The 24,610-nt window shown below is 35.9% G+C and carries 13 protein-coding genes; 7 read left to right on the forward strand and 6 right to left on the reverse strand.

The features are described from left to right. Window positions 1-55: 55 nt before the first annotated feature. Both PZ898_RS18735 and PZ898_RS18740 read right to left on the reverse strand, forming a co-directional pair. On the reverse strand, window positions 56-2,251 hold the full coding sequence (locus tag PZ898_RS18735) for a peptidase domain-containing ABC transporter (RefSeq protein ID WP_277693948.1): 2,196 nt from the start codon (window positions 2,249-2,251) through the stop codon (window positions 56-58). Between the two features lie 190 nt (window positions 2,252-2,441). Further along, window positions 2,442-3,956, reverse strand: coding sequence for a thioredoxin domain-containing protein (locus PZ898_RS18740; protein WP_123279551.1), 1,515 nt, complete (start codon window positions 3,954-3,956; stop codon window positions 2,442-2,444). 526 nt (window positions 3,957-4,482) lie between these two features. Between PZ898_RS18740 and PZ898_RS18745 the strand changes: the two genes are divergently transcribed. Together PZ898_RS18745 and PZ898_RS18750 are read left to right on the forward strand one after the other, a co-directional pair. Further along, entirely contained in the window at window positions 4,483-6,210 is a 1,728-nt protein-coding gene (locus tag PZ898_RS18745; RefSeq protein ID WP_277693949.1) for a response regulator transcription factor, read from the forward strand. Window positions 6,211-6,396: 186 nt separating this feature from the next. Beyond that, window positions 6,397-8,589 (forward strand): CocE/NonD family hydrolase, encoded by a 2,193-nt coding sequence (locus PZ898_RS18750; RefSeq protein WP_277693950.1) that lies wholly within the window; start codon window positions 6,397-6,399, stop codon window positions 8,587-8,589. A gap of 443 nt (window positions 8,590-9,032) precedes the next feature. Here PZ898_RS18750 and PZ898_RS18755 read toward each other — a convergent pair whose 3' ends face one another. The 4 genes from PZ898_RS18755 to PZ898_RS18770 all read right to left on the reverse strand — a co-directional run bounded on the left by PZ898_RS18755 (window position 9,033) and on the right by PZ898_RS18770 (window position 12,759). Beyond that, on the reverse strand, window positions 9,033-9,992 hold the full coding sequence (locus PZ898_RS18755) for a DUF3810 domain-containing protein (protein WP_277693951.1): 960 nt from the start codon (window positions 9,990-9,992) through the stop codon (window positions 9,033-9,035). 91 nt (window positions 9,993-10,083) lie between these two features. Further along, window positions 10,084-11,529, reverse strand: a complete 1,446-nt coding sequence (locus tag PZ898_RS18760; RefSeq protein WP_062672479.1) for an MFS transporter — start codon at window positions 11,527-11,529, stop codon at window positions 10,084-10,086. Between the two features lie 30 nt (window positions 11,530-11,559). Further along, window positions 11,560-12,297 carry a lysophospholipid acyltransferase family protein gene (locus PZ898_RS18765; RefSeq protein ID WP_082798740.1) on the reverse strand — a complete coding sequence of 246 codons (738 nt, stop codon included), beginning with the start codon at window positions 12,295-12,297 and terminating at the stop codon, window positions 11,560-11,562. A gap of 3 nt (window positions 12,298-12,300) precedes the next feature. Further along, on the reverse strand, window positions 12,301-12,759 hold the full coding sequence (locus tag PZ898_RS18770) for a GtrA family protein (RefSeq protein ID WP_062672481.1): 459 nt from the start codon (window positions 12,757-12,759) through the stop codon (window positions 12,301-12,303). A 365-nt stretch (window positions 12,760-13,124) separates the two neighbouring features. On the opposite strand from PZ898_RS18770, the gene PZ898_RS18775 reads away from it, so the two are divergent. The 5 genes from PZ898_RS18775 to sprA all read left to right on the forward strand — a co-directional run bounded on the left by PZ898_RS18775 (window position 13,125) and on the right by sprA (window position 24,533). Continuing rightward, window positions 13,125-13,388, forward strand: a complete 264-nt coding sequence (locus PZ898_RS18775) for a hypothetical protein (protein WP_062672483.1) — start codon at window positions 13,125-13,127, stop codon at window positions 13,386-13,388. Between the two features lie 85 nt (window positions 13,389-13,473). Then, the gene (locus PZ898_RS18780; RefSeq protein ID WP_062672485.1) at window positions 13,474-14,325 is read left to right on the forward strand and encodes an ATPase; all 852 of its coding nucleotides are present in this window, start codon (window positions 13,474-13,476) and stop codon (window positions 14,323-14,325) included. A 16-nt stretch (window positions 14,326-14,341) separates the two neighbouring features. Beyond that, the gene (locus tag PZ898_RS18785) at window positions 14,342-16,630 is read left to right on the forward strand and encodes an NADP-dependent malic enzyme (protein WP_062672487.1); all 2,289 of its coding nucleotides are present in this window, start codon (window positions 14,342-14,344) and stop codon (window positions 16,628-16,630) included. A 226-nt stretch (window positions 16,631-16,856) separates the two neighbouring features. Then, a complete protein-coding gene (gene ruvA / locus PZ898_RS18790; RefSeq protein WP_120233586.1) occupies window positions 16,857-17,441 on the forward strand; it encodes a Holliday junction branch migration protein RuvA in 585 nt (194 codons plus the stop codon). 57 nt (window positions 17,442-17,498) lie between these two features. After that, window positions 17,499-24,533, forward strand: coding sequence for a cell surface protein SprA (gene sprA / locus PZ898_RS18795; RefSeq protein WP_277695611.1), 7,035 nt, complete (start codon window positions 17,499-17,501; stop codon window positions 24,531-24,533). The last annotated feature ends 77 nt before the right edge of the window (window positions 24,534-24,610 follow it).

Raw genomic sequence — 24,610 nt, forward strand, 5'->3', positions numbered from 1 at the left:
TTTTTCATTCTTAATATTAGTCTCTAATAAGCTTTTCGAATTCTACTAGATACCATTAGCTGCCTAATTCAAGCTGATTTCTTACAAGTCTGTAATATTCTCCCCTTAAATCTACCAGATCGGCATGGCTTCCTTCTTCAACTACTTTTCCTTGATCCAGTACAATGATTTTATCAGCATGTCTTACCGTTGAAAGTCTGTGGGCAATCACCACTGCTGTTTTGCCCTTAAAGAACTGCTCAAGATTTTCCATAATCACTTTCTCATTATTAGCATCTAATGCAGAGGTAGCTTCATCAAATAAAATATATTCTGGAGATTTGTATACAGCTCTTGCAATGAAAAGTCTCTGCTTCTGACCACCACTGACACCAACTCCTTCATTTCCGATCTTTGTATTATAACTTAATGGAAGGCTTTCAATAAAATCTTTAATATTGGCTATCTCTACGGCACGTCTAAGTTTTTGTTTATCTATATGATCTTCACCTACAGCAATATTATTGGCGATAGTATCATTGAATACATATCCTTCCTGCATTACAACTCCACAATGATCTCTCCAGTATCTTGGGGAAATATTTTTCATATTGGTATTTCCGATTCTGATTTCACCCTGGTCCGGATCATAAAATTTCATCAACAGTTTCAATAAAGTAGTTTTTCCACTTCCGCTGGCTCCCACAATAGCTGTGGTCTGTTGATAAGGAATCGTAAGGCTTAAGTTTTCAAAAACCGGAACGTCAGAGCCAATATACCTGAATGACATATCTTTTATTTCGATATCTTGCTTCGGAACATCTGTGACGTACTGCTCATTTTTATCTTCTTCATCATCTTTATCATGGATTTCTCCTAATCTTTCAAGGGAAATTTTAGCATCCTGAGTTTGTTTAATAAAGTCGATAAGCTGAAGAAGCGGGCTGTTTAACTGTCCAATAATGTACTGAACAGAAAGCATCATCCCCAAAGTAAGATTTCCACTTAAAACGAGTTTAGCAGAAAGGAAACTCACCAGGATATCTTTCATCTGATTGATAAAGTTTCCTCCAACAGACTGCCATTGTTCTAATGAAAGAGATTTTATTCGGATCTTAAATAGTTTTACCTGAAGAAATTCCCAGTCCCATCTTTTTTGCTTCTCTGCATTATGCATTTTGATTTCCTGCATACCGTTGATAAGCTCAATTACTTTACTTTGTTCCTGAGATACCTGAGAGAATCTTTTATAATCAAGCTCTTTTCTCTTTTTGAGGAAAAAACTGATCCAGCCAATATATAATACGGCCCCTACAAGATAAACGATGAAAAGTCTGTAATCGTAAAATAATAATACAATACTAAAAATAATAAGGTTGACCAATGAGAATAATGTATTCAGCGAAGAGCTTGTAAGAAGCTGCTCAATTCTGTGATGGTCATTAATTCTCTGCATGATATCTCCTGTCATTCTGGTATCAAAGAAACTTATCGGAAGTTTCATTAATTTGATAAAGAAATCGGAAATGATCGAAATATTAATCCTTGCCGAGAGGTGAAGAAGAATCCAGCTTCGGATTGTCTCAATTCCCATTCTTCCCAGGAATAGCATAATTTGGGCAAGTAGAACTACATAGATAAAATTAATATCCTGATTCTGGATCCCGACGTCTACAATACTTTGGGTAAGAAACGGGAATATAAGGGAAAGTAAACTTCCACCTAAAAGTCCAATAGCCAATTGTATAACAAGTGTTTTATACTTAAAAAGATATTTGGACAAGAATGTAAAGCTTGCCTTACTCTCTTCAGCATCAAACTCTGTCTGAAAGAATGCAGGAGTAGTTTCAAGAATCAGTACAATTCCTTCTTCTGTATTTTCATTGGCATTTTCTCCAATCCAGGACTTGATGAATTCTTCTCTGGTATAAGTAATCAATCCATAGCTTGGATCTGAAATATATACTTTGTTATTTTTGTCGATTTTATATACAACAACAAAATGGTTTTTATTCCAGTGTGCTACACATGGAAAAGGTACTTCTTCTGTTAGGGTATTGAAATCGATCTGGACACCCATTGACCGGAATCCAAGATTTTCTGCGGCATCGCTCAGCCCAAGAAGGCTGCTTCCTTCCCGTGTTGTTTCGGAAAGGTTACGAATCTGCTGCAGAGATATACTTTTACCATAATACTTACTGACGATTCTCAGGCATGTAGGGCCACAATCTTTGGTATCTGGTTGCTTATAAAAAGGAAACTTTTTTTTCAAAACTACTACTCATTATAAAATGCCGTCAATAAATGACGACATTTTTGCTTTAATTCAATTATAATTCAATGAAATGGTAAACTGGAAATAGTCCCATTGATCACCGTTTTTCTACTCTTTTACATCTTTTCAGATGGTTATTTTGTTTTTCCTAAGATAGTGAAATTTTTAAATGAATGAGATTTATTTACTAGATCTCATCATCCTCTATTAATTCATCAATAAAGAATAAAATATCTTCACGATCATACTTGTCTGGAAACTGATATCCATTGATGATAAAGATAGGAGTGAAGCTTAATCCTGCGTTACTGTTTTCTATGGACATTTCTACTAATGGATTCAGATTTTCTGATGTTACCTTTCCTCCGGAGAGCACATTGATTTTGCTTTCATCCTTAGTTTCAAACCATTCTTCTACAGCATGTAGAAATTCTTTTTCGGGCTTATTATGATAGATATGAGTTAAATCTGAAATAAGCTGAGTGTATTTTTCTGGAGCTCTGTCTGGGCTGTAATTGAATCTCATCTGTAGTGAAATATTCTCCGGATATTTTTCCAAAAGTCCTTCCACAAGCTTATGTGCATCTTTACAGAAACCACAATATGGGTTGGAAACGATAGAAATACGAAGCTTGGCATCTTTTTTTCCAACTGCAAAAGTTTCAGTATCCTGGAATTCTATTTTTGGATTTTGCTCCATCTGGTTTTTGAAAAGTTCATAGTTTCTCTTGAATCTGAGATTTTTTGCATTCGATTTTTGAAGAGCTTCTTTTTGTTCAAGAAGAGTGTTGAAATAGATAACTGCAGAAAATACAAGAGCCCAAAGAATAACAGTCAATAAAAGAGCTCCCACACTGAAAGACAGATTCTCAAAAAATAAACTGCTGATTACAATTTGTCCAACCAGAATTGAAATAATCAAAAGACATACTCTACAAAATGTTTTTTCTACAAATGCCTGGATGTATAAAGAATATCCGATGGCAATTACAGAAACGAATGTGAAACCTTTTACGATATACGCTGTTGCCGGTAAGAACAGACCTAGTACGGTAAGTCCTGCAAAATAAATCAGAGAAAAATCTGCAAATTTTAAGCCCAGAATACTGGTTTTATCCTGTTTGATGATCTTATCACACGAGTTGGCTGTCTGACTTGCTGCAGCACCTCCGCCTCCACATATACTTCCGATGACAGTAGAGGTATTCCCGAATTTCTGATTGAAAATTTCCAGGGAAATATAAACTCCTGCTAAGGAAAGTACATTAAATAGAGCTTCGTAAATGGTTTGGCTAATAAAAGAATAGGCAAGAACAGTTGCAAAAATAATATAAAGAACCGGTTTGAAATTGAAAGCCAGTTTACTTTCTGCATTTTCTGTTTTCTCAAACAACAGTACAAAATCTGTTGATTTATTATAAAGTTCTTCTTTACCGAAGGTTTTTGCTTTTTCTGAATATACAGAATAATTGCTTCCTGCCTTTTTTACCAGGGAAAATGAATTCTCAACAATCGCAATAAATTCTTCCGGAAGTTCATCCCAATATTCTTTGTCAAGTTCGTAAGCGTCATTTTTTACTCCCATAAAGTTGAGTGTATCACTAAATGCCAGTGCAGATGGATAATTGGGATGGGAATTGAACTGGAAAATAAATTCCTGTTTATCGAGTTTTAGATGGTTAATTAGTTTGTCAAAAATCATATTAATATTTTTATCTAAAATACACAGATGTTTTAAATATACAAAAAAAAATCTCCTTTATTAGTGAGATATAAACGGATGTTGGTAGATTTTATTTGATCTTCAGTATTTTATTTTCTTGAATCCGGAAATGGAAAGCAGATTTTGTAATATGGCTTTTGTATTATTTCTTTGTGTAATTGATGTTTTTAGTATTTTAAACGGTATCATTTTACGAAGGTAAGATCCATTTCCCACAGGCAGGTATTCTAAAGTTTTCATGGTTAAGTGTACATTAAATGTTGCCTGTGGGAAGTAAAGGATCTTTTTAAAACAAAGTATTTCGTGTTTTTACCTGAGGCAAAGATGCATTCATAACGCTGGGAATGCAAGAAAGGGATGTCGGAATTGATAAATTTTGGGATGTTTATTAGCGGTTTTTAATAAAGTATTAAATTAATATTTTGATTTTTAATACTTTATATTTTCTGTCATGAAAATGTATTAAAAACTAAAAAAGTGTAATATTGTGCCTTTAAAAGAATATATGCGCAAGGCTTTTTTTATGTTTCTATTGATGTTTGCTGAGAATTTCTGCTTTTCTCAAAGCATTAGTGGATTTCATATACCGGATTCATTACAAAATAAAAATGCTGACCAATTACAGAAGGCTTATGATAGGACCTTTCGTATCGATAATAATAAAGCAGAATTCTATGCCAATGTTATTTTAAGTAAAGGTAAAAAGCAGAAAAATAATGATCTGATCTATGACGGCTATTACAAACTGGCTCACAGTAAAGGTTTAAAATCGGAAAACGGACATCCTTACGCGGATACACTTATCAGGATTACCCAGTATGTGAATACCAGGGATTACCCTGCGAAGGCTCATATTATTAAAGGTATCCTGTTCAATTATGAATCCAGATACGGGGAGGCCTTAGATCAATATGTTCAGGCAAAAAAATTAGCTGGTAAAAAGAACCCGGATCAGTTTTTTTATGTGAAAAAACTGGTTGGTATTTTAAAATCGGCAACGGGTGAAGATCAAGAAGCTCTTCCTCTGTTTCTGGAATATTACCAGTATGAGAAGGAAAAAATGCATACTGATAAGAGAGATGTAAAAAGCTATATCGGATCTATTTTTTCTGTAGCAAACAGCTATAATAAAAACAAGCAATATAATAATGCCTTGCCTTACATCCATTTGGGAATTGAAGAATGTAAAAAATTTAATGACTATACCCATCATCCTTATCTGATCTCTTCCTTAGGAATAGCTAATTATTACTTGAAAAACTATAAGGAATCTTATAATAATCATTTGTTGGCTGAGCAAAAATTCAAAAAAAACAATGATGACTGGAACCTTGGGATTACTTATTATTTTCTAGGTAAAATCAATGGTGATCTTCACAAGGAAACTGAAGCAGTGCGTTATTTCACAAAATCAGATTCTATCTTTTCAGTGTCTAAAAAGTTTGATCCGTTTATGAGAAACGGATATGAGTTTTTAATTGATTATTACAAGAAAAAAGGAGATAAGGAAAATCAGCTGAAATTCATTAATAAACTGGTGGCGACGGATAGCTTTCTTACTAGTAGTAAGCAGTATTTGTCCAAAGAGATTTATAAAAAATATGACACACCGGCTCTGCTGGAAGAAAAAGAAAGACTTATTGATGAATTGAACAATAAAAACTCTACCCTTTATTTTGTTTTGTGTGGTGGTGTTTTAGTATTAGGTGCTTTATTCTTTTTACTTATCCGGAACAGACGAAATGCAAAACACTATAAAAAACAGGCGGACCACCTTTTAGAAAAATCAAGATTAATGGAAGCTTCTGCTGTAAAGATTGATCCGATCGCAGAGAAAACAAAAGAGCAAAAGGCTAAAAATATTCTCCCGGACAAACAGCTGCAGGATATAAAAGTGAAACTGGAGGCATTTGAACTAAATAAAGATTTTTTACGTAAGAATATAACGGTAGACAGTTTGGCTAAAGATTTTAATTCAAACAGAGATTATCTGTCAAAGTCAGTGAATGAGCTTAAGGCAAAGAACTTTTCACAATATCTGAATGAATTGAGAATTAATTATATTGTAGAAGAGCTCAATCATAACGAGAAAATACGAAAATATACCATTGCAGCTATAGCTGATAGTATAGGTTATAATAATTCGGAATCGTTTTCCAATGCATTTAGAAAAATTACAGGAACACTGCCTTCCTATTATATAAAACTATTACAGAAACAGAGAGTAAATTAAGTAGTCTACAGAAAAATGTGTACGATATTGATCAATTTTGGTAGACCTGTTTTCTTTAAATCGTATAAAAGTATTTGTTTTGCCTACTAAAATATATAATAATCTAAAGTGCACAGTATGGGAAGTCGCATGGCTAAAGAGCTTTTTTTAACAAAGATAGTGTTGTTGAGTCTGGTATTGTTTTCAATGAGTTTTCATTCTCAGCAGTATTATTTTAAATCTAATCCAAATATAGAGGGAAGTTTTTTTTATAACGAGATCAAAAAACTTAATAAAGAAGTTTTAAGAGATTATAAGGACAAAGACAAAGCTATATTTAACGACAACATATTCCGGCTGCATATCCTTGATGGAGATTATCAGAAAGGGATTTATTATTTAAATGAAATTAAAAATAATCCGGATTATGCCAATCTTGACTACAGAGAAATTATCGGACTTTCATTTGAACTGTATGCATTGTCAAAATCAGTCCCGGGGCCAACTCCTTATAATGAAAAATACAGAAAAGTTTTTGAACAAAAAATTGATGCCCTGCCAGAGAAAACGAAAATGTATGTTAGCAGTTTCTTCAGGTCTACAGAAAAGGATCTAAAAGACAAAGTAATAAATGCCCTGAAAAAAAGCATAAAGAATGACAGCATTTCTCTGGCTGATGCCGTAAAACTGTGCAGGCTGTATACTTCGTACCTTGTCGTAAAAGAAACAAATCCTGTTGTGCTTCCTTTCATCAAAAAAGCAGAACAGCAGCAGTTTGAAATTAAAGATAGTATTGTCATTAAAAGCAATAAAGGGAATGAGATTTCTTTACAGATGATCAGGTATAAAGGATCTGAGGCCAAGGTTCCTACCATATTGAATTTTGGTATTTACAGAGGAAGAAAAATTGATTACGCTGAAAAGTTAAATGCCATGAAAGGCTACGTTATTGTATATGCTACCAGCAGGGGAGTGTACTTAAGTAAAGACAATCTTGCACCATTTGAATTTGAAACGGAAGATGTTAATGAAGTCATAGACTGGATTATTAAACAATCATGGAGTGACGGAAAAGTAGGAATGGCCGGAGGAAGCTATAACGGATTCAGTCAATGGGCTGCTGTTAAAAACATGCATCCAGCCCTGAAAACAATTGTTCCGTCAGCATCCGTAGGTTTTGGAATAGATTTTCCGATGGAAAATAATGTCTTTAATACTTATATGATCAGATGGCTGGAGTATGTTTCCAGAAGCCGTTATGTAGATTATGATGATTCTGATACATTAAAATGGCAGAGCCTTGTTAACAAGATGTATACAAATGGTACGGCATTTAAAGATCTGGATAGTCTTAATGGAAATAAGAACGTTTTTTTTCAGAAGTGGGTGCAGCATCCATCGTTTGATACATTCTGGACTTCTAAAATACCTTATAAAAGAGACTTTGCAAAAGTCAATATTCCGGTTTTGACATTTACCGGATATTATGATGATGACCAGAGAGGTGCCTTTTATTACTACAATGAACATTATAAGTATAACAAAAATGCTGATCATTATTTAGTTATTGGTCCTTACGATCATTACGGAGCGCAGGGGGCTATTAAAAATAACCTGAGAGGATATACCATAGATCCGGCTGCCAATATTGATCACAATACCTTATCCTATGAATGGTTTGATTATATTTTGAAAGGAAAGAAAAAGCCGGGGTTCTTAAAAGGAAAAGTAAATTACCAGGTGATGGGAACCAATCAATGGAAAAGCGCTGCAAATATTGATGAAATAAGTAATAAAAAATTAAAACTGTTTCTCAGCAGATCAAAACTGCAGGAAGTAAAACCGGCTTTAGATAATACCTTACAGACGATCAGTTTCACAAATAGGAAAGATACGTTACAAAATTTCGACAGGTATAAAATAATGGATATGGCAATTGATCCCGCTGTTTTAAAAGATAAACTTGTTTTTGAAAGTGATGCATTGCAGGATCCTGTGGAGATCAATGGCAGTTTCACCGGAAATCTGAAAGTTACCATCAATAAAAAAGATATTGATGTTAAAATAATCCTCTATGAGCTAACTTCTAAAGGGGAATATATTCAGCTTTCTAGCTACTTAGGGCGGGCAAGTTATGCAAAAAATAAGGAGAAAAGACAGTTGCTTGTTCCGGGCAAAATATCTGAGATTCCTGTTAATAATACCTATTTCGTCAGTAAAAAAATAGAAAAGGGCAGTAAGCTGATTATTGTTTTGGGGGTCAATACATCTCCTTTCGAACAGATGAATTATGGAACCGGAAAAGATGTTAGCCTCGAAACAATAGCTGATGCTAAAGAGCCTTTGGAGATCAAATGGTATAATGATAGTTATGTGGAAATTCCTATTTTGAGACAATAAACGGAATAGATATAAAAATGAATGGATTTTTATGTCAGAATATCCTGTGATTTTGAAGTTCAGATTTTTAGAAATATCATATAAAATACTGAGGATAACTCCAACTTTAAAGCATAGAAAATAAAGCTGAGAAATAATATTTTTTATTTAAACAAATGTTTTATTTTGTTATTATTTTATAGCTTGTAGTGGGTTTTGCCCTTGTTTTGTTTATTAAATTTCTCTATTCTATGTAATTTGTAACAAACAGAAATGAACTCAAAAAAACTTAAAAAATCATAAAGTTTTCATAAAGTTTTAAAAAAGGAGGGAAATGTTTTTGTATTTATAAAATATGTCGTACTTTTACATCGCCTTGAATGAGGGAACAAGTCAAGGTAATAAATTTTTTTTCATCATTTGTGTTTTTAGAATCGTATCGCCTGATACGATTCTTTTTTTATTTATGATTCATAATTTAAGAGCAGATCAATAAAGTAAGAATAGGTAACTGAGCCTTCTTGTTGATTACTTTTCAGAAACAGGTTATTGGTAAATCCAAAGAAGTCATCCAACCATCCCTGATGCTGAAAAACAAAACTTTTTTCATAAGCACGGTCTCTTTTCATAGCTGGAGAGTACTGATGAAGAATATTCTTTACAAAGTGTGGGTCTTCCTCCACAATGAACCTTAAAAGACTTTTTAAAGTGAAAAATTCAGTACTGTATCTCAACTCCTGATTATCGGAATGAATGCCTATTAAATACCCTACGAAATTAGCTTCCTGCTCTCTGGCAAAACCCAGTTGATGCGAACTTTCGTGAGCTGTTGTAAAGGGAATGAATGTATGAGGTAATTCACTGTTAAACTGAGCTTCAGCAGTAAAAGGATTATAGTATCCCAGAATTCCTGTAAAGTTCATTACTTTTTTGAATAAACTGGGCTTGATATCCAGAATTTGAGGAGCTTTTTTATCTGAAATATAAGAAGGCAGTTTGGTCTGTTGGTACAGGATTTCCTTTTGTATATCCGTAAGGTCGGTGATGATAAAAACACCATTTTTATCCTCATGAACATACTGTCTGGTTTGCTTACATTTTTCAAGATAGATAAGGGCTAATTTTTTTGCCTTATTCATATTGGGCTCCTCCTGACTGGAAAGTTTTTTAATAATTGGAGTCTGGAAATACAGCATTCCCCAGAAGATTTGATAAATAAAATAAAAAACATTTATACAAATAAGAATCCTTATCAGTGAATCATTTCTTCGCTGTTTACTGAATGAAGTAATCAAATAGTATAAAAGAAATATTCCCAATAGAATATAAATCAAATCTCCAACAGAAAACGGAACCCAGCTGAACAGCATCTGATGAAACTCTTTCTGAAGTTCAAAAAAACTTTCAAAAAAAGAAATCATCACTTTGGATTTTGAGAATCCATAAAACAAAAGAAATTGGGCAAGTAATACACCTGCCCAAAATCTCTTTTTCTTATATATATTTGTTATTATATTAATGACCACTGCCTTTGGATATTTTATCAAGATCAATGCCCTGGGCTTTCAGAATCCCACTTACACGGATCGCATAGAATGCAAGATAAGCAAAACAAATCACCCCTACGATATAACTGAAATGAATATTGGTAATATCTGCAATATAACCCTGTATAAAGCTTACAATACCTCCACCCATAATCATCATAATAAGGTATCCTGAACCCTGATTGGTATGCTTTCCAAGTCCGTTGATAGCCAATGCGAAAATACAAGGCCATAAAGTAGAGCAGAAAAGACCTACACTGGTAAATGCATATACAGATACCATTCCTGTAGTGAACATCCCTATAAGTAGAGCTGTGATCCCTGCCAGAGAGAAGATCAGAAGCATTCTTGCCGGGTTTCCTTTGCTTAAAATATCACAGATAATCATTGCGATAATGATAAACCCATATACATAGAACGGAGAAAGATCATGATCGGCAATAGCGTTTACCAATAAAAATACACCGAATGCAAGATAAGGAGCTAAGAATCTTAAGATCTTTTTGAATCCAGCATTGACGTCAAATGCTTCTACAGCACCTGTCCAACGGCCAATCATTAATGATGCCCAGTATAAAGAGATGTAAGGGGCTACCTCTTTCGTTTCAAATCCCAAGCTTTTTTCCATATACGCCGGAAGGTTACTGGCTGTGGAAACTTCTACGCCTACATAGACAAAAATAGCGATCATTCCCATCACCAGCTGAGGATACTGGAATGCTGACTTTCTATGTTCTCCCGGAGTTGTATCATCGGTGTCCTCAGTGTTTGTTGGAGTTACTGCAGGAAGGGAAGAGAATTTAAGCATTAAAGCTACCAGAGCAAAAGCTGCTCCTAATATCAGATAAGGTGTTTTTACACTTTCTATACTCGCTTCAGTATTGGCTGCGCTTGCAGAACCAAAAATAGCAAATGCAACGATAAGAGGTCCAATAGTAGTTCCTAAGTTATTAATCCCTCCTGCCATTGTTAGCCTCTGAGATCCCGTTTCCGTAGGACCTACTTCAATAGCAAGCGGATTAGCAACAATCTGCTGAAGAGAGAATCCTAAACCTACAATAAATAACCCTGAGATCATTAAAGGGAAAGAATGCATATTGGCAGCCGGGTAGAACAATAAGGTTCCCAATGCGGAAATCAGAAGCCCCACAATAAGACCATTCTTATATCCGATTTTATTGATCAAATCCTGTTTAAGGCTCTTTGATACAAGCATATAAATTAAAGAACCTACAGTATACGCTACATAAAAGCATATCTGTACAAGCATACTTTCAGTTTGGGATAGATTGAAGGCTTTTTGGAAAACAGGGATCAGAATATCATTACTGGCTGCTACAAATCCCCAAAAGAAGAATACAGTAACCAACGGAATGAATTGGGCCCAATTGGTTTGTTTAGAATAATTTGACATATTTATTATAGATTTCACAAACAAATATAACTATTTCCTTTCAACGGAATACCTGATTAAGGTTTTTTTTATTTTCTCATAAGCCTCTGCCTTTAAGTCTTTTGGCGAATCTGTAGGCTCAATGATTCCATTAAAATATACCTTTACTCTTCCGGGAAAGCCTTTTGAGTTTTCAAAAGGGAACATTTCCTTGAGTCCCACAAAGGTATAAACAGCTATAGGAGAATGATGTTTTGAAGACAGCATAAATGCACCGTCCTTAAAATCATCAAGGATAATCGAAGTATCATCTGGCACACCGCCTTCAGGAAAAATCGCGATACTGTTGCCTTCTTCCATTTTCTCAGCACACCTGCGGTATACATCTGCACGACTTTTTGCACTGGCTCTGTCTACCATTACACATATCCTTTTATATATGGTTCCGAAAATCGGAATTTTTACCAGTTCTTTTTTTCCTACAAAGCAAATTGGATGATCAGGGAAGAGAATGCATACAAGCATAATATCCATAATGGACGTATGATTGGAGATAAAGACGTAAGGTATATTCTTGTCTTTTTTCTGTTCTGAAAGTTTAATTAAATCATACCTGAAGCCCATTCCGTAAAACATGCCAAAACACCAGAGTCTGACAAGTTTATAACCGTATTTATAATGCTTTTTATTAAAGGATAAAATGTAAACGGGGATTCCAATGCTGACTGTCAGAAAAAATGCCAACAGAAGCAACCAGAATCTCCAGAGATAATTTAAAATTTTTGTCACAGCTTAACCGTTAAAAATTACTTTCTTCTTTATCGAATAATTCAGAATAGAAACCAGCAATATTGCTGCAATTTTGCTGATCATTTCCGGGCTCAAGGTATAAAAAAATAAATTGATATTATCTTTAAATATGAAACTATAGAATATTTGGAAAAAGCCTAAGCTGAGTAATGTTGAAAAAAAGGAGACCACCATAAAATAAGCAAACTCTTTTCTCTTTGAATGTTTTCCTCTTTCAAATACAAACCAGATGCTCAGAAAGTAATTGGTAATAATACCGCAGCTTGTGGAAAAAATGTTACTTAAAGGATAATGTACCCCATAAAAGTTGGTTTCTTTTACAAAGAAGTGCGGAAGATAGGTGCTGAAAATCTTAAAGCTTCCTATTTCTACAATGGCACTCAGTCCTCCTGCAATGATGAAGAACAAAACCTGTTTCTGGCGTAAGAGTATTTCTTTCATTTAATGATTATAAAACTAAAAATGTTTGTACATATTGGATAGCATACCGGGCGGGTTTATATCTCAGCAGATAAACACCTCAGCGAATTCCCTCTGATACTAATGGTTTTGAAATCTCAATAATCCCATGGCTTTACAATATGAATATGCAAATTTATAACTATATGTTAAACACTGAAAAAAGTTGTTAAAATATTTTTTTTAATAAAAATTATTTCTAATTTTAATATTCAGAATGATGTAATTAAGACCTGATAATAAATTCATTTTCAACTCCTTGTGTTGATGGTTTTTTCTATCTTGTAGTGCGCGGTTAAGCGTATATACTCCAAACATTTTATGACCCATTTTTTAATAATATTTGTATGAAACGTCAAAACAAATACAGAAAATTCCAGCTTCAACAGAAAAATATTGAGGCTCTTGAGAAAGAAAATTCCCGCTTCAAAAGAGTGTATTCAGAATATGAAAATATGTCAGACGAATTGTGGAATCTTGAAAACTCCAGCGGAGAACCGGTACCTGATGATTTTATCAATGCAATGGTATTACAGACTTCCTATCTGGAAGATGAAATAGAAGATTGGCTTATACAATTCAACGAAAAAAAAACACAAATCAAGCATTAATGATTTTAGACAGCTTCCAGGTTGTTTTTAAACGCTAATTGAAGATAAATTCATAATTTAGCACCCTTAAATTAAAATCTAAAATATGGTTGCTATTGTAGATAGTGGTTCTACTAAATCGGATTGGGTAATACTTGATGACTTTAAGAAAGTTTTTCTGAAAACAGAAACAATCGGTTTCAATCCGAATTTTATCAACAGAGAACTTATCGCTCCTGAAATACAGAAGAATAGCAATCTGATATCGGTTAAAAATTCAATTACCAAAGTCTTTTTTTATGGTTCCGGATGCGGTGTGAAGAAAAACTGCGAGACCATAGAGGAAGAGCTGAAAAAGGTTTTTGGAAAAGCAGAGATTATTGTGAAGGAAGACCTGATGGCTGCAGCCTATGCGGCATACAGTGGGAAACCTGCTATTGTGTGCATTCTTGGCACAGGATCAAATTCCTGTTTTTTTGACGGTGAAAATGTAAAGATAGAACTGCCTTCACTAGGATTCCTGATTGGGGATGAAGGAAGTGGAAGTGCTATCGGAAAGCAATTGGTGCGCAGATATTTTATGAAAAAACTGCCTGCAGATCTTCATAAAGAATTTGAAGCAGATTATCAGCTTACCGTGGAAGATGCATTGAAAAATATGTATCATACTCCGAGGCCAAACGCCTATCTGGCGAATTTTACCAAATTTGTAATCGAAAGAAAAGATCATCCTTATTTCAAAGACATGGTTTTTGAGGAAATGAAAAGTTTCTTCGAATATCAGGTTCTTCCTTATGAGGAAGCGCATGATGCCGAGATCAATTTTATCGGTTCCATCGCTTATTATTATGAAAATACATTACGTTCTGTAGCTACAGAACTTAATTTAAATGTGGGACATGTTGTGCAGAAACCAATTGAAAGCTTAGTAGATTACCACATTAAATATATACTTTAACAAAAAACAAAATTTTATGTCAAGTAACAACAATCGTGACGAAAAGAACTTTAGCCAGGCAGCGCTAGATTATCATAAAGCAGAACCCAAAGGAAAAATTGAAGTGATCCCGTCAAAGCCACACTCTTCTCAAAGAGATTTGTCATTGGCTTACTCTCCGGGAGTAGCAGTTCCTTGTATGGAAATTCATGATAAGCCGGAAACTGTATATGATTATACAGGAAAAGGGAACCTGGTAGCAGTAATTTCTAACGGTACTGCCGTACTTGGACTGGGAGACATCGGTGCTGAGGCTTCAAAACCGGTAATGGAAGGGAAAGGGCTTTTATTCAAGATCTTTGCAGATATCAACGTTTTTGATATTGAGATCGATGAGAAAGATCCGGATAAATTTATTGAAATTGTAAAAGGGATTGCTCCTACTTTTGGAGGTATCAATCTTGAAGATATTAAGGCACCTGAAGCTTTTTATATAGAACAAAGACTGAAAGAGGAATTGAATATTCCTTTGATGCACGATGACCAGCATGGAACAGCCATTATCTCGGCGGCTGCATTGATCAACTCTCTGCAGATTGCCAATAAAGATATTGATAAAGTAAAAATGGTGGTGAATGGAGCTGGAGCTGCAGCTATTGCATGTACCAAACTTTATATTTCATTAGGATTGAAAAAAGAAAACGTCCTGATGTGTGACAGTAAAGGAGTAATCAATCATAAAAGAGAAAACCTTACTCCTGAAAAACTGGATTTCATCGCTCAGACAGATATCGAAACATTAGAAGATGCTGTAAAAGGATCTGATGTTTTTGTTGGATTGTCAAAAGGAAACGTAATGACTCCTGAGATGTTGCAGAGCATGAATGAAAATCCTATTGTATTTGCTCTTGCCAACCCGGATCCGGAAATTGCTTATGACCTTGCACTGGAAACCCGTAAAGATGTGATCATGGCAACGGGAAGAAGTGATTATCCTAACCAGGTAAACAACGTATTGGGATTCCCTTATATCTTCCGTGGAGCATTGGATGTACAGGCTACAGGAATTAATGAAGCCATGAAACTGGCTGCTGTACACGCTATTGCTGATCTTGCCAAAGAACCGGTGCCGGAAGCTGTAATTTTAGCATACAATGTTCAGAATCTTCAGTTTGGAAGAGAATATTTCATTCCGAAACCATTTGATAACAGACTGATCACAAAAGTATCAAGTGCTGTGGCAAAAGCAGCTATTGAAAGTGGTGTTGCCAGAAAAACCATTACGGATTTTGATGAATACGAGCACCAGCTTTTAGACAGAATGGGTAGAGATGAAAGATTGGTAAGAATGATGCAGAGCCGTGCGAAATCCAATCCGAAAAGAATCACCCTTGGAAATGCAGAAGAATACAATGTTTTGAAAGCGGCTCAGATTCTTTATGAAGAAGGAATTGCTTACCCAAGCCTTTTAGGAGATAAAAAATACATCAAGGAGCAAATGGAGCGTTACGGAATTACTCTGGATGTTCCTATCATTGATCCAAGTGATGACGATCAGAAAGAAAACAGAAAAAAATACAGAGAAACCCTTTGGAAACTTCGTCAGAGAAAAGGAATGAACGAGTACAAAGCGAAAAGATATGTACGCCAGAGAGACTATTTCGGGCCTTTGATGCTGAAGCATGGTGATACGGATGGACTTATTGTAGGATTCTCTAAAAACTATACTTCCGTTTTACGTCCTGTTTTAGAAGTTATTGAAAAAGATAAAGGAGTAGATAAAGTAGCGGCAATGATGATGATCCTGTCTGAAAAGAAACCTATTTTCTTCGCAGATACTTCTATCAATCAAAACCCTACAGCAGAAGATCTTGTGAATATTGCTAAAATGGCAGAATTTACAGTAAAATCTTTTGCCATTGAACCAAGAATTGCAATGCTTGGATTTGAAAACTTTGCTGCGATTTCTGAAACTTCCAAGAAAGTAGCGAAAGCAGTAGGAATCCTTCATGAAAAATATCCGAAAATGGTTGTGGATGGTGAAATTCAGCCAGACTTTGCAATGAATGCAGATCACTTGAGCGATTATCCATTCTCAAAATTAGGAACTACTCCTGCCAACACATTCATCTTCCCGAATCTGGAAAGTGCAAACCTTTCTTACAAAATCCTGAGAGGAATGAAAGTAGCACAGGTTATCGGACCTATCTTAATGGGATTAAAGCAGCCGGTACACGTACTTCAGATGCGTTCGAGCGTTGATGAGATCGTAAACCTTGCTACCATTGCTGTTCTTGATGCTCAAAGGAGAGAAAAGAAATCGTAATATAGAATGAGCGGTATAACTGGAAACAGTAATCCATCTCTATTATTTAAAAAATGACACTGTAAACCGTGTTCAGATAGTAAAAAGACTCCATATTTTGGAGTCTTTTGTTTTTCTGTTAATTCCTTGAATTCTTATTTGAAATTTAAGTTAAAAATCATTCGTACATCAAATGAAAACATTAATTAGTTTAAATTGCTATATTTGGGAGTTTTAAAAATTAATAATGATATTTTCTTTACAAGGCACTGTTCAAGAACTTACGCCTACCTACGCTGTCATCAATGTTCAGGGAGTTGGTTACTATGTGGGAATCAGTTTGATGACCTCACAGACGCTGGTTTTGAATCAGCAGACCTTTTTATTTATTCAGCAGATCATTCGTGAAGATGCTCATCTTCTCTTTGGATTTAACACACGTTCAGAAAAAGAAATGTTCAATCTGTTAATAAGCGTTAATGGAGTAGGAGCTGTTTCAGCCCTTATTCTGTTGTCAACATTGAGTCTTGATGAGATTGCTTCTGCTATACTTTCCGGAAACAGTGCATTGATCCAAAAAGCAAAAGGAATTGGTGCAAAAACTGCCGAAAGAATTATTGTGGATCTTAAAGATAAAGTACAGAAATACAGCGATCCAAACGCGAATATTTCTGTGATGGTGGATAATAAAATTAAGGAAGAATCGTTATCTGCATTAGAAGTTTTAGGCATTCCTAAACGAACAAGCGAGAAGATTGCGGATAAAATTATCAAACAAAATCCAACCATCTCGGTAGAAGAATTGGTTAAACAAATCTTAAAAAACATTTAACATTTGGTGGCGAATATTAAGTATCTTAACATATTTTTGTTCCTGTCGTTCCTGTGTATGTCTGTGAGTGCTTTTGGGCAGGCACAGAAAGATACAGCGATCATAAGAAAACAATATGAAGTGGCCGACCCTACGAGGTATGAAGCCTATTACGACATAAAAACAGGGATGTACTATGTATATCCAAAAATCGGAAATACCATTACAGGTCCTCCTACAGCCATGTCTCCGGAAGAATATAAAGAATATATGCTTGCCAGTCAGACCAGAGCTTACTATAAGGAGAAATCAGATAAGTACAATCTTCTTTTCAGAAAAGATAAATCAGATGCAAGGAGAAAAGGACTTATTCCTTCTGTAATGATCAATAACAAGCTTTTCGAAACCATTTTCGGAGGTAATAAAATTGAAATCATCCCTTCAGGGTATGCATCCCTGGATTTTGCAGGACTTTACCAGAAAATAGATAACCCAATGATCCTGCCTCAGAACAGGACCAGTTTTACCTTTGATATTGATCAGAGAATTCAGTTGGGATTATTGGGAAAAGTAGGGGAAAACCTTCAGTTAAAGGCCAATTATGATACCCAGAGTGGTTTTGCTTTTGAAAACAGAATGAATCTTGTATGGCAGGCAAAAGGAAGCTGGAAAGATCTTCAGAGCAAAGGTCTTGGAAATGTAGATAAACCGAATGAAGGAGGAGAAGATAAAATCATCAAAAGAGTTGAATTTGGTAATGTAAACATGCCGCTTTCAACCAGCCTTATCCGTGGTTCACAATCACTGTTCGGGGTGAAAACAGAATTCCAGTTAGGAAAAACATTTGGAACCGTAGTTCTTTCCCAGCAGCAGGGTGAAGCCCGTAATATTGTAGTACAGGGAGGTGGTGTGATGAACAATTTTAAAGTCAACGCCATTGACTACGAAGAAAACCAACACTTCTTTATAGGACATTATTTCCTGAATAAGTATGATGATGCCTTACTTAATTATCCGCAGATCAACTCAACCATCAACATTACCAGAATGGAAGTCTGGGTATTGGATCAGGGGAACAGTAATCTGGCATATCAGAAAAGTATTATCGGGATCAGAGACCTTGGAGAAGGACCCGGAGGAGTTACGCTGCCGGATAACTCGCTGAACGGTCTTTATGATGCTGTTTCATCGGTAGCAGGAACCAGAGAAGCAGGTAAGAACTATGGAACTATTTTCCAGGGGCAGGTGCTTCCTGGAGATCCCGCTCCTTACGATAACGGAGAACAATTCATTTACAATACAAAAGCCAGAAAGCTGAACAGTAATGAATTTACTTTCCAGCCACAGTTGGGATATATTTCATTAAATCAGAAGCTTAATGACCAGCAGCTTTTAGCCGTTTCTTACTCATACACCGTTAATGGAAGCAATAAAGTATACAAAGTAGGGGAATTTTCTGAAGAAAGCCCGGTGTTGATTACCAAAGTATTGAGAGTAAACAATAAGGTGAATACGCAGTCTCCGATGTGGGATCTGATGATGAAGAATATCTATTCTATAGATGCAGGACAGGTATCTCCGGATGGATTTATCCTTAACGTCTATTACCGAGATCCAAAAACTGGAGGTAAGGTAAATTATCTTCCGGACACTCCTGTAAAAGATCAGAACCTATTGAAGTTATTTAATTGGGACCGTCTCAATATGAACGGCGATATTCAAAACAATAAAGACGGAAGTAAGGGAGATGGTATTTTCGACTTTGTGAATGGAATTACCATCAGACCGGAAACAGGAAGAGTCATCTTTACCAAAGTGCAGCCTTTCGGTAAATATCTGGAATCAAAATTAGGTACAAGTGATCCTCAATATGTTTTTCAGGATCTTTATACCAAACAAAAACAACAGGCGATTTCCAGTAACCTTGCGCAGAGGTATACCATGGAAGGACGCTACAAAGGTGTTCAGGGACAAGGTATTTCTCTGGGTGCTGTAAACGTTCCTCAGGGATCAGTAAAAGTGGCCGCAAATGGGGTACAGCTTACAGAAGGAGTTGATTATACCGTAGATTATATGCTTGGTACGGTTACCATCATCAATGAAAATGTAAAACAGTCCGGACAGGCGATCAATATTTCACTGGAAAACCAGTTGACATTTAATACCCAAAGGAAAAGATTCTTAGGATTAAACTTAGAAAGAAGATTCAGTGAAAACTTTATCTTGGGAGGAACAGTAATCAATTACTCTGAATCTCCATTGACTCAGAAAGTGAACTTTGGCCAGGAAGCGGTAAACAATACCATGGCAGGGATCAACCTGATGTATAACAATCAGGCTCCTTATCTTACAAGACTTACCAACAAACTTCCGATGGTGAAAACCGAAGCTCCATCCAACTTAAACTTCAAGATGGAAGCGGCCTACTTGTTACCTGGCTTGAATAAAGGAACAAATAATCAATCTTACATTGATGATTTTGAACAAACAACTTCTAAAATATCATTAAAAGAGCCGGCAGCATGGAGCCTTGCTTCAAAACCGGAAAAAAATACATTGCCGCCATTTAACACTGTACCGGCCAATGATGATCTAACAAGCGGATATGGAAGAGGATTATTAACATGGTATAATATTGACCCTAGATTCTGGGGAGTGGGAGGAAAAGCTCCGGCAGGAATTACACCACAGTCTGTATCCAATCACGCTTCCAGAAGAGTACAATATTCGGAGATTTATAATAACAGAGATTTCGTAGCAGGAGAACAAACCTTCACGAATACTTTCGATATTTCATATTTTCCTAAAGAAAAAGGACCATACAACGTAAACCCGTTAACAGAACAGCCACAAAGCAGATGGGCGGGGATCATGAGATCGATCAGTGTTCCCAACTTTGTTACTTCAAACATTGAATATGTTGAATTCTGGATGATGGATCCTTATGCAGATGGTAAAACGCTGGGTACTGATCCAAAACTTTTACTTCACTTAGGAAACGTTTCAGAAGATGTATTGAAAGATGGAAAAATGCAGTATGAAAACGGACTTCCAACTCCAGGTAATCCTTCTTCTACAACGAATTCAAACTGGGGAACACAACCAAAACAGCCACCAATTTTATATGCATTCTCTACAGAAGGAGATGAAAGAAAAACACAGGATGCCGGATATGATGGTCTTACTTCTGATCAGGAAGCGATGAGATTCGGAAATACTTTTGTAAACCCCGTAACCAATATTGCTGACCCTGCAGTGGATGACTTCGTATTCTATCTTTCTGATAAATTTACAGGAAGTCAGGCAGCTTCAGTAGTGGAACGATATAAATATTTCAGAAACCCTGAAGGAAACTCAGAAGCAAACTCTCTGAATGTAGCTTCGCAAACTCCGGATGCTGAAGATATCAACAAAGATTACAACCTGGATCAGACTGAAAATTATAACCAATATGTTATAAAGCTTGACCAGCCAAGTTTGTCACTTGGAACGAATAATATTGTAGATGTAAAAACAGTAAAAGCAACATTCCAGAATGGACAGAGTTCAGATGTTAAATGGTACCTGTTCAGAATTCCTGTAGCGAATTATGATCCGGCAGAAGGAACACACGAAGATGCAGTACTAAATAATGTAAGATTTGCAAGATTAATGCTTGCTGGATTTGATCAGACCTCTACTTTGAGATTCGGGACAATGGATCTTGTAAGATCAGACTGGAGAAAATATACCAGTAAAATTGCCAGTGTAAATGTTCCTAATTCCGACGAAGGAACCGGAACTGTGACAGATCCAAACTTTGAAATAGGAAGTGTAAATATTGAAGAAAATGCATTGAACCAACCTCCATATGTATTGCCTCCGGGAATTGACAGACAGGTATTGAGTGGAAATGCAGGAGCTCAGAGACAGAATGAAGCATCACTTTACATGAAAGTGAAAGACCTTAAAACTGAGGCAAGAGGAGTATTCAAAAATACAACATTGGATATGCGAAGATACAAAAAGCTGAAGCTGTTTGTACATGCTCACGATCCATTGAACAGAGTGATTGGATTGGATGAGAATACCAAATTCTTTATTCGTTTCGGAAGCGATGCTACTGATAACTATTACGAGTATGAATCATCTTTAAGAATGACTCCTACAACAGCAACAGCTCCTATGGAGATCTGGCCAATGGAGAACGAAGTTGATTTTGATGTTCAGAACTTTGTAGATGCAAAGATCAGAAGAGATAAATCTGGTGTTGCTATTACAAATAGAACCGTTGACACAGGATATCAGGAACCTTATAAAAATATTTATATCAAAGGTAGACCAAGTTTAGGAAATATTACCACCATTATGATTGGGGTAAGAAATGCAGATCCAAGAACAAACTCTACCATAACAAGAGTTCTTTGGGTTAACGAAATCCGTCTTTCTGAAATTGAGAATGATGGTGGATATGCAGGAAATGCCAGCTTAAACTTCAATATGGGAGACCTGGCAACAGTGAATGCCAATGCCTCTTATACCTCAGTTGGTTTCGGAAATATCGATTCAAAACCTGCTGAAAGAACACAGTCTACTCAATCCGCATTCAGCATCAATACGGCGATCAATGTAGATAAATTCCTTCCGGAAAAAACAGGGGTGAAAATTCCTTTAAACTATTCTTACTCGCAGACTATTGAAGATCCAAAGTACAATCCTCTGGATACCGATGTAGAATTTAATAAGGCACCAAATAAAGATCAGTTGAAAAAAGTAGCGAGAACCTATACTCAACAGAGAAGTATAGGAGTCGTTAACATGCATAAAGAAAGAGTAAATCCAAATAAAAAGCCTAAGTTTTATGATATTGAAAACGTATCAGTAACTGCTGTTTATAACGATGACTATTTCAGAGATATCTATACCAAGAGAAATTACAGACAGTATCTGAGAGGGTATATTGATTATAACTACACCTTTAAACCGTGGGTACTTAAGCCTTTCAACAAAATGATCAGTGATACGGCGAAATCGACAAAGTATCTGAGATGGGTAAAAGAATTCAATATTAACCCTATTCCTACAAGAATCTCTTTCAGAACTGAAATCGACAGAAACTACAACGAGCTTGAGTTCAGAAATGTGGAAGCCATCCTGAACGGAGACATGAATAATAATTTTGATGCTATCAGAAACAGAAACTTTTTCTTTGGTTGGCAGTATGGATTAGGATTCAATTTCACAAAATCATTGAAACTGGAGATCAATTCTGCAACCAGAACGTTGAATGATAATCTGGATGTAAATTCAATGGACAGCAAATCGATTTTTGGAAATGTATTCAGAGCCGGAAGACCGGTATTGTATAATCACAGAGCACAGTTAAACTATAAGCTACCATTCCAATATTTGCCTTATCTGGATTTCATTGATGCGGAAGTAGGATATGGATTTACTTATAACTGGGCGGCAAGATCTACTTCATTGACTGGATTTGTTGATCCTAACAACGATAATAAAACAACAAGTTTAGGATCCGTTGGGCAAAATACCAATGTGATTCAGGCAACAGCTTCTGCGGATCTTCCGAAGTTCTTTGGCCAGTTTAATTATTTCAAAAATATTAATGCCAAACTTCAGAAACGCAGACAGGAGATGGACTCTCTGAATAATGTATATTCGAAACAATGGGAGAAAAACAGATACCGATATAAGAAATATAAATTTAAGAATAAGCTTACTCCACTTCAAAGCGCTGCATTCTTCTTAACTTCTTTCAAACAGCTAAACGTAAGTTATAACGAAACGAATGGAACAGTACTTCCGGGACTAATATCAGCTCCAAACTGGTATGGATCTGGACAGACACTGGGTGGCCCAACTCTAGGATTCCTTTTAGGATCACAGGCTGACATCAGAAGAACAGTAATGGAAAACGGATGGGTTAGTGATTCTAAATACATGACAGATCCTTATGTAAGAATGTCGACCAAAGAATTGAGAGCCGACCTACAGTTGATGCCAATGAACGATTTAAGAGTAGATCTTAATGTGTTGCATACCTTTAACAGTAACTTCTCCCATACAGGATTCAACTATACCAATGGTGGAGTTCCTGATACAGATTTTACATTTGCCAGCGAAATGACAACGTATTCCAATACAACAACGCTTCTCAGTACGTCATTTAAAGATGGACAGGCCGTTTACCAGGCAATCAGAGAAAATGCAAGAGCGCTTTCTCAACAGCTGGGAGGTCCCGGAGCAGTATTGGATAATAACGGCTTTGCCCAACACTATAGCATTGGAAATGCTTATGTATTGATCCCTGCATTTAGAGCAGCGATGGAAGGAAAATCTGTGACACCTATGGGTAATCCTAAAAAAGCAGGATTCCCATTGCCAAACTGGAGAATTACCTATTCCGGGTTAAAGAATATCCCGATGATCAGCGGACAGTTCTCGAAGTTTGATATCTTACATGCCTATACCGCCACTTATACAGCGACAGGTATTCAAAGCAATGTAGATTATCATGGCAACCCGAATGGATACTATCAGGTTGTAGATAACGCAGGTAATATAGACAAAAATGGTGGTGATAAAATTAACCCATATACATTCGCACAGGTGGGATATGTAGAATCTTTCTCACCACTTATCGGAGTAGATGTTACCATGAGAAACAATATGCAGTTCGGAATACAGTACAACAGAACCAGAATGATGGTACTGGGATTAGTCAACCAGACGCTTACCGAAGATGCCAATACAGAATATGTAGTAAGACTTGGTTATATTGTACGAAACTTCAGATTGGGAACAGCTAATATCAGAGGTCGAGGAACAAGAGGAAAAGGAAGTGACCTTAACATCAGAGGAGATATTTCATTAAGAGACAGTAAAACATCTATTATGAATATTCTGTTAAATGATGCCCAGGTTACAGGAGGACAGAGACTCATGAACATTAAACTTTCCGCAGATTACAATGTTTCCGAGAATCTGAATCTGAGAGTATTCTACGAACAGATGACCTCAAAATACAAGATCTCCACAGCATTCCCGCTGTCTACGATCAGAGCAGGTATTTCAGCCACATTTACATTCGGTGAATCCGGAGGTGGATTCTAAAAATAATACAAACATAAAAGTCCTTCATTTGAAGGACTTTTTTTATATCCAATATTTGAAGCTACTATATTTTTGAA

Source organism: Chryseobacterium sp. WX (genome assembly GCF_029542485.1).
Lineage (GTDB): Bacteria > Bacteroidota > Bacteroidia > Flavobacteriales > Weeksellaceae > Chryseobacterium > Chryseobacterium cucumeris.

Coding starts and splice junctions, on each gene's coding strand:
- PZ898_RS18740 (WP_123279551.1), bottom strand. CDS start 3,956: ATGATTTTTGACAAACTAATTAACCATCTAAAACTCGATAAACAGGAA.
- PZ898_RS18745 (WP_277693949.1), top strand. CDS start 4,483: ATGCGCAAGGCTTTTTTTATGTTTCTATTGATGTTTGCTGAGAATTTC.
- PZ898_RS18750 (WP_277693950.1), top strand. CDS start 6,397: ATGAGTTTTCATTCTCAGCAGTATTATTTTAAATCTAATCCAAATATA.
- PZ898_RS18760 (WP_062672479.1), bottom strand. CDS start 11,529: ATGTCAAATTATTCTAAACAAACCAATTGGGCCCAATTCATTCCGTTG.
- PZ898_RS18770 (WP_062672481.1), bottom strand. CDS start 12,759: ATGAAAGAAATACTCTTACGCCAGAAACAGGTTTTGTTCTTCATCATT.
- PZ898_RS18775 (WP_062672483.1), top strand. CDS start 13,125: ATGAAACGTCAAAACAAATACAGAAAATTCCAGCTTCAACAGAAAAAT.
- PZ898_RS18780 (WP_062672485.1), top strand. CDS start 13,474: ATGGTTGCTATTGTAGATAGTGGTTCTACTAAATCGGATTGGGTAATA.
- PZ898_RS18785 (WP_062672487.1), top strand. CDS start 14,342: ATGTCAAGTAACAACAATCGTGACGAAAAGAACTTTAGCCAGGCAGCG.
- ruvA (WP_120233586.1), top strand. CDS start 16,857: ATGATATTTTCTTTACAAGGCACTGTTCAAGAACTTACGCCTACCTAC.
- sprA (WP_277695611.1), top strand. CDS start 17,499: ATGTCTGTGAGTGCTTTTGGGCAGGCACAGAAAGATACAGCGATCATA.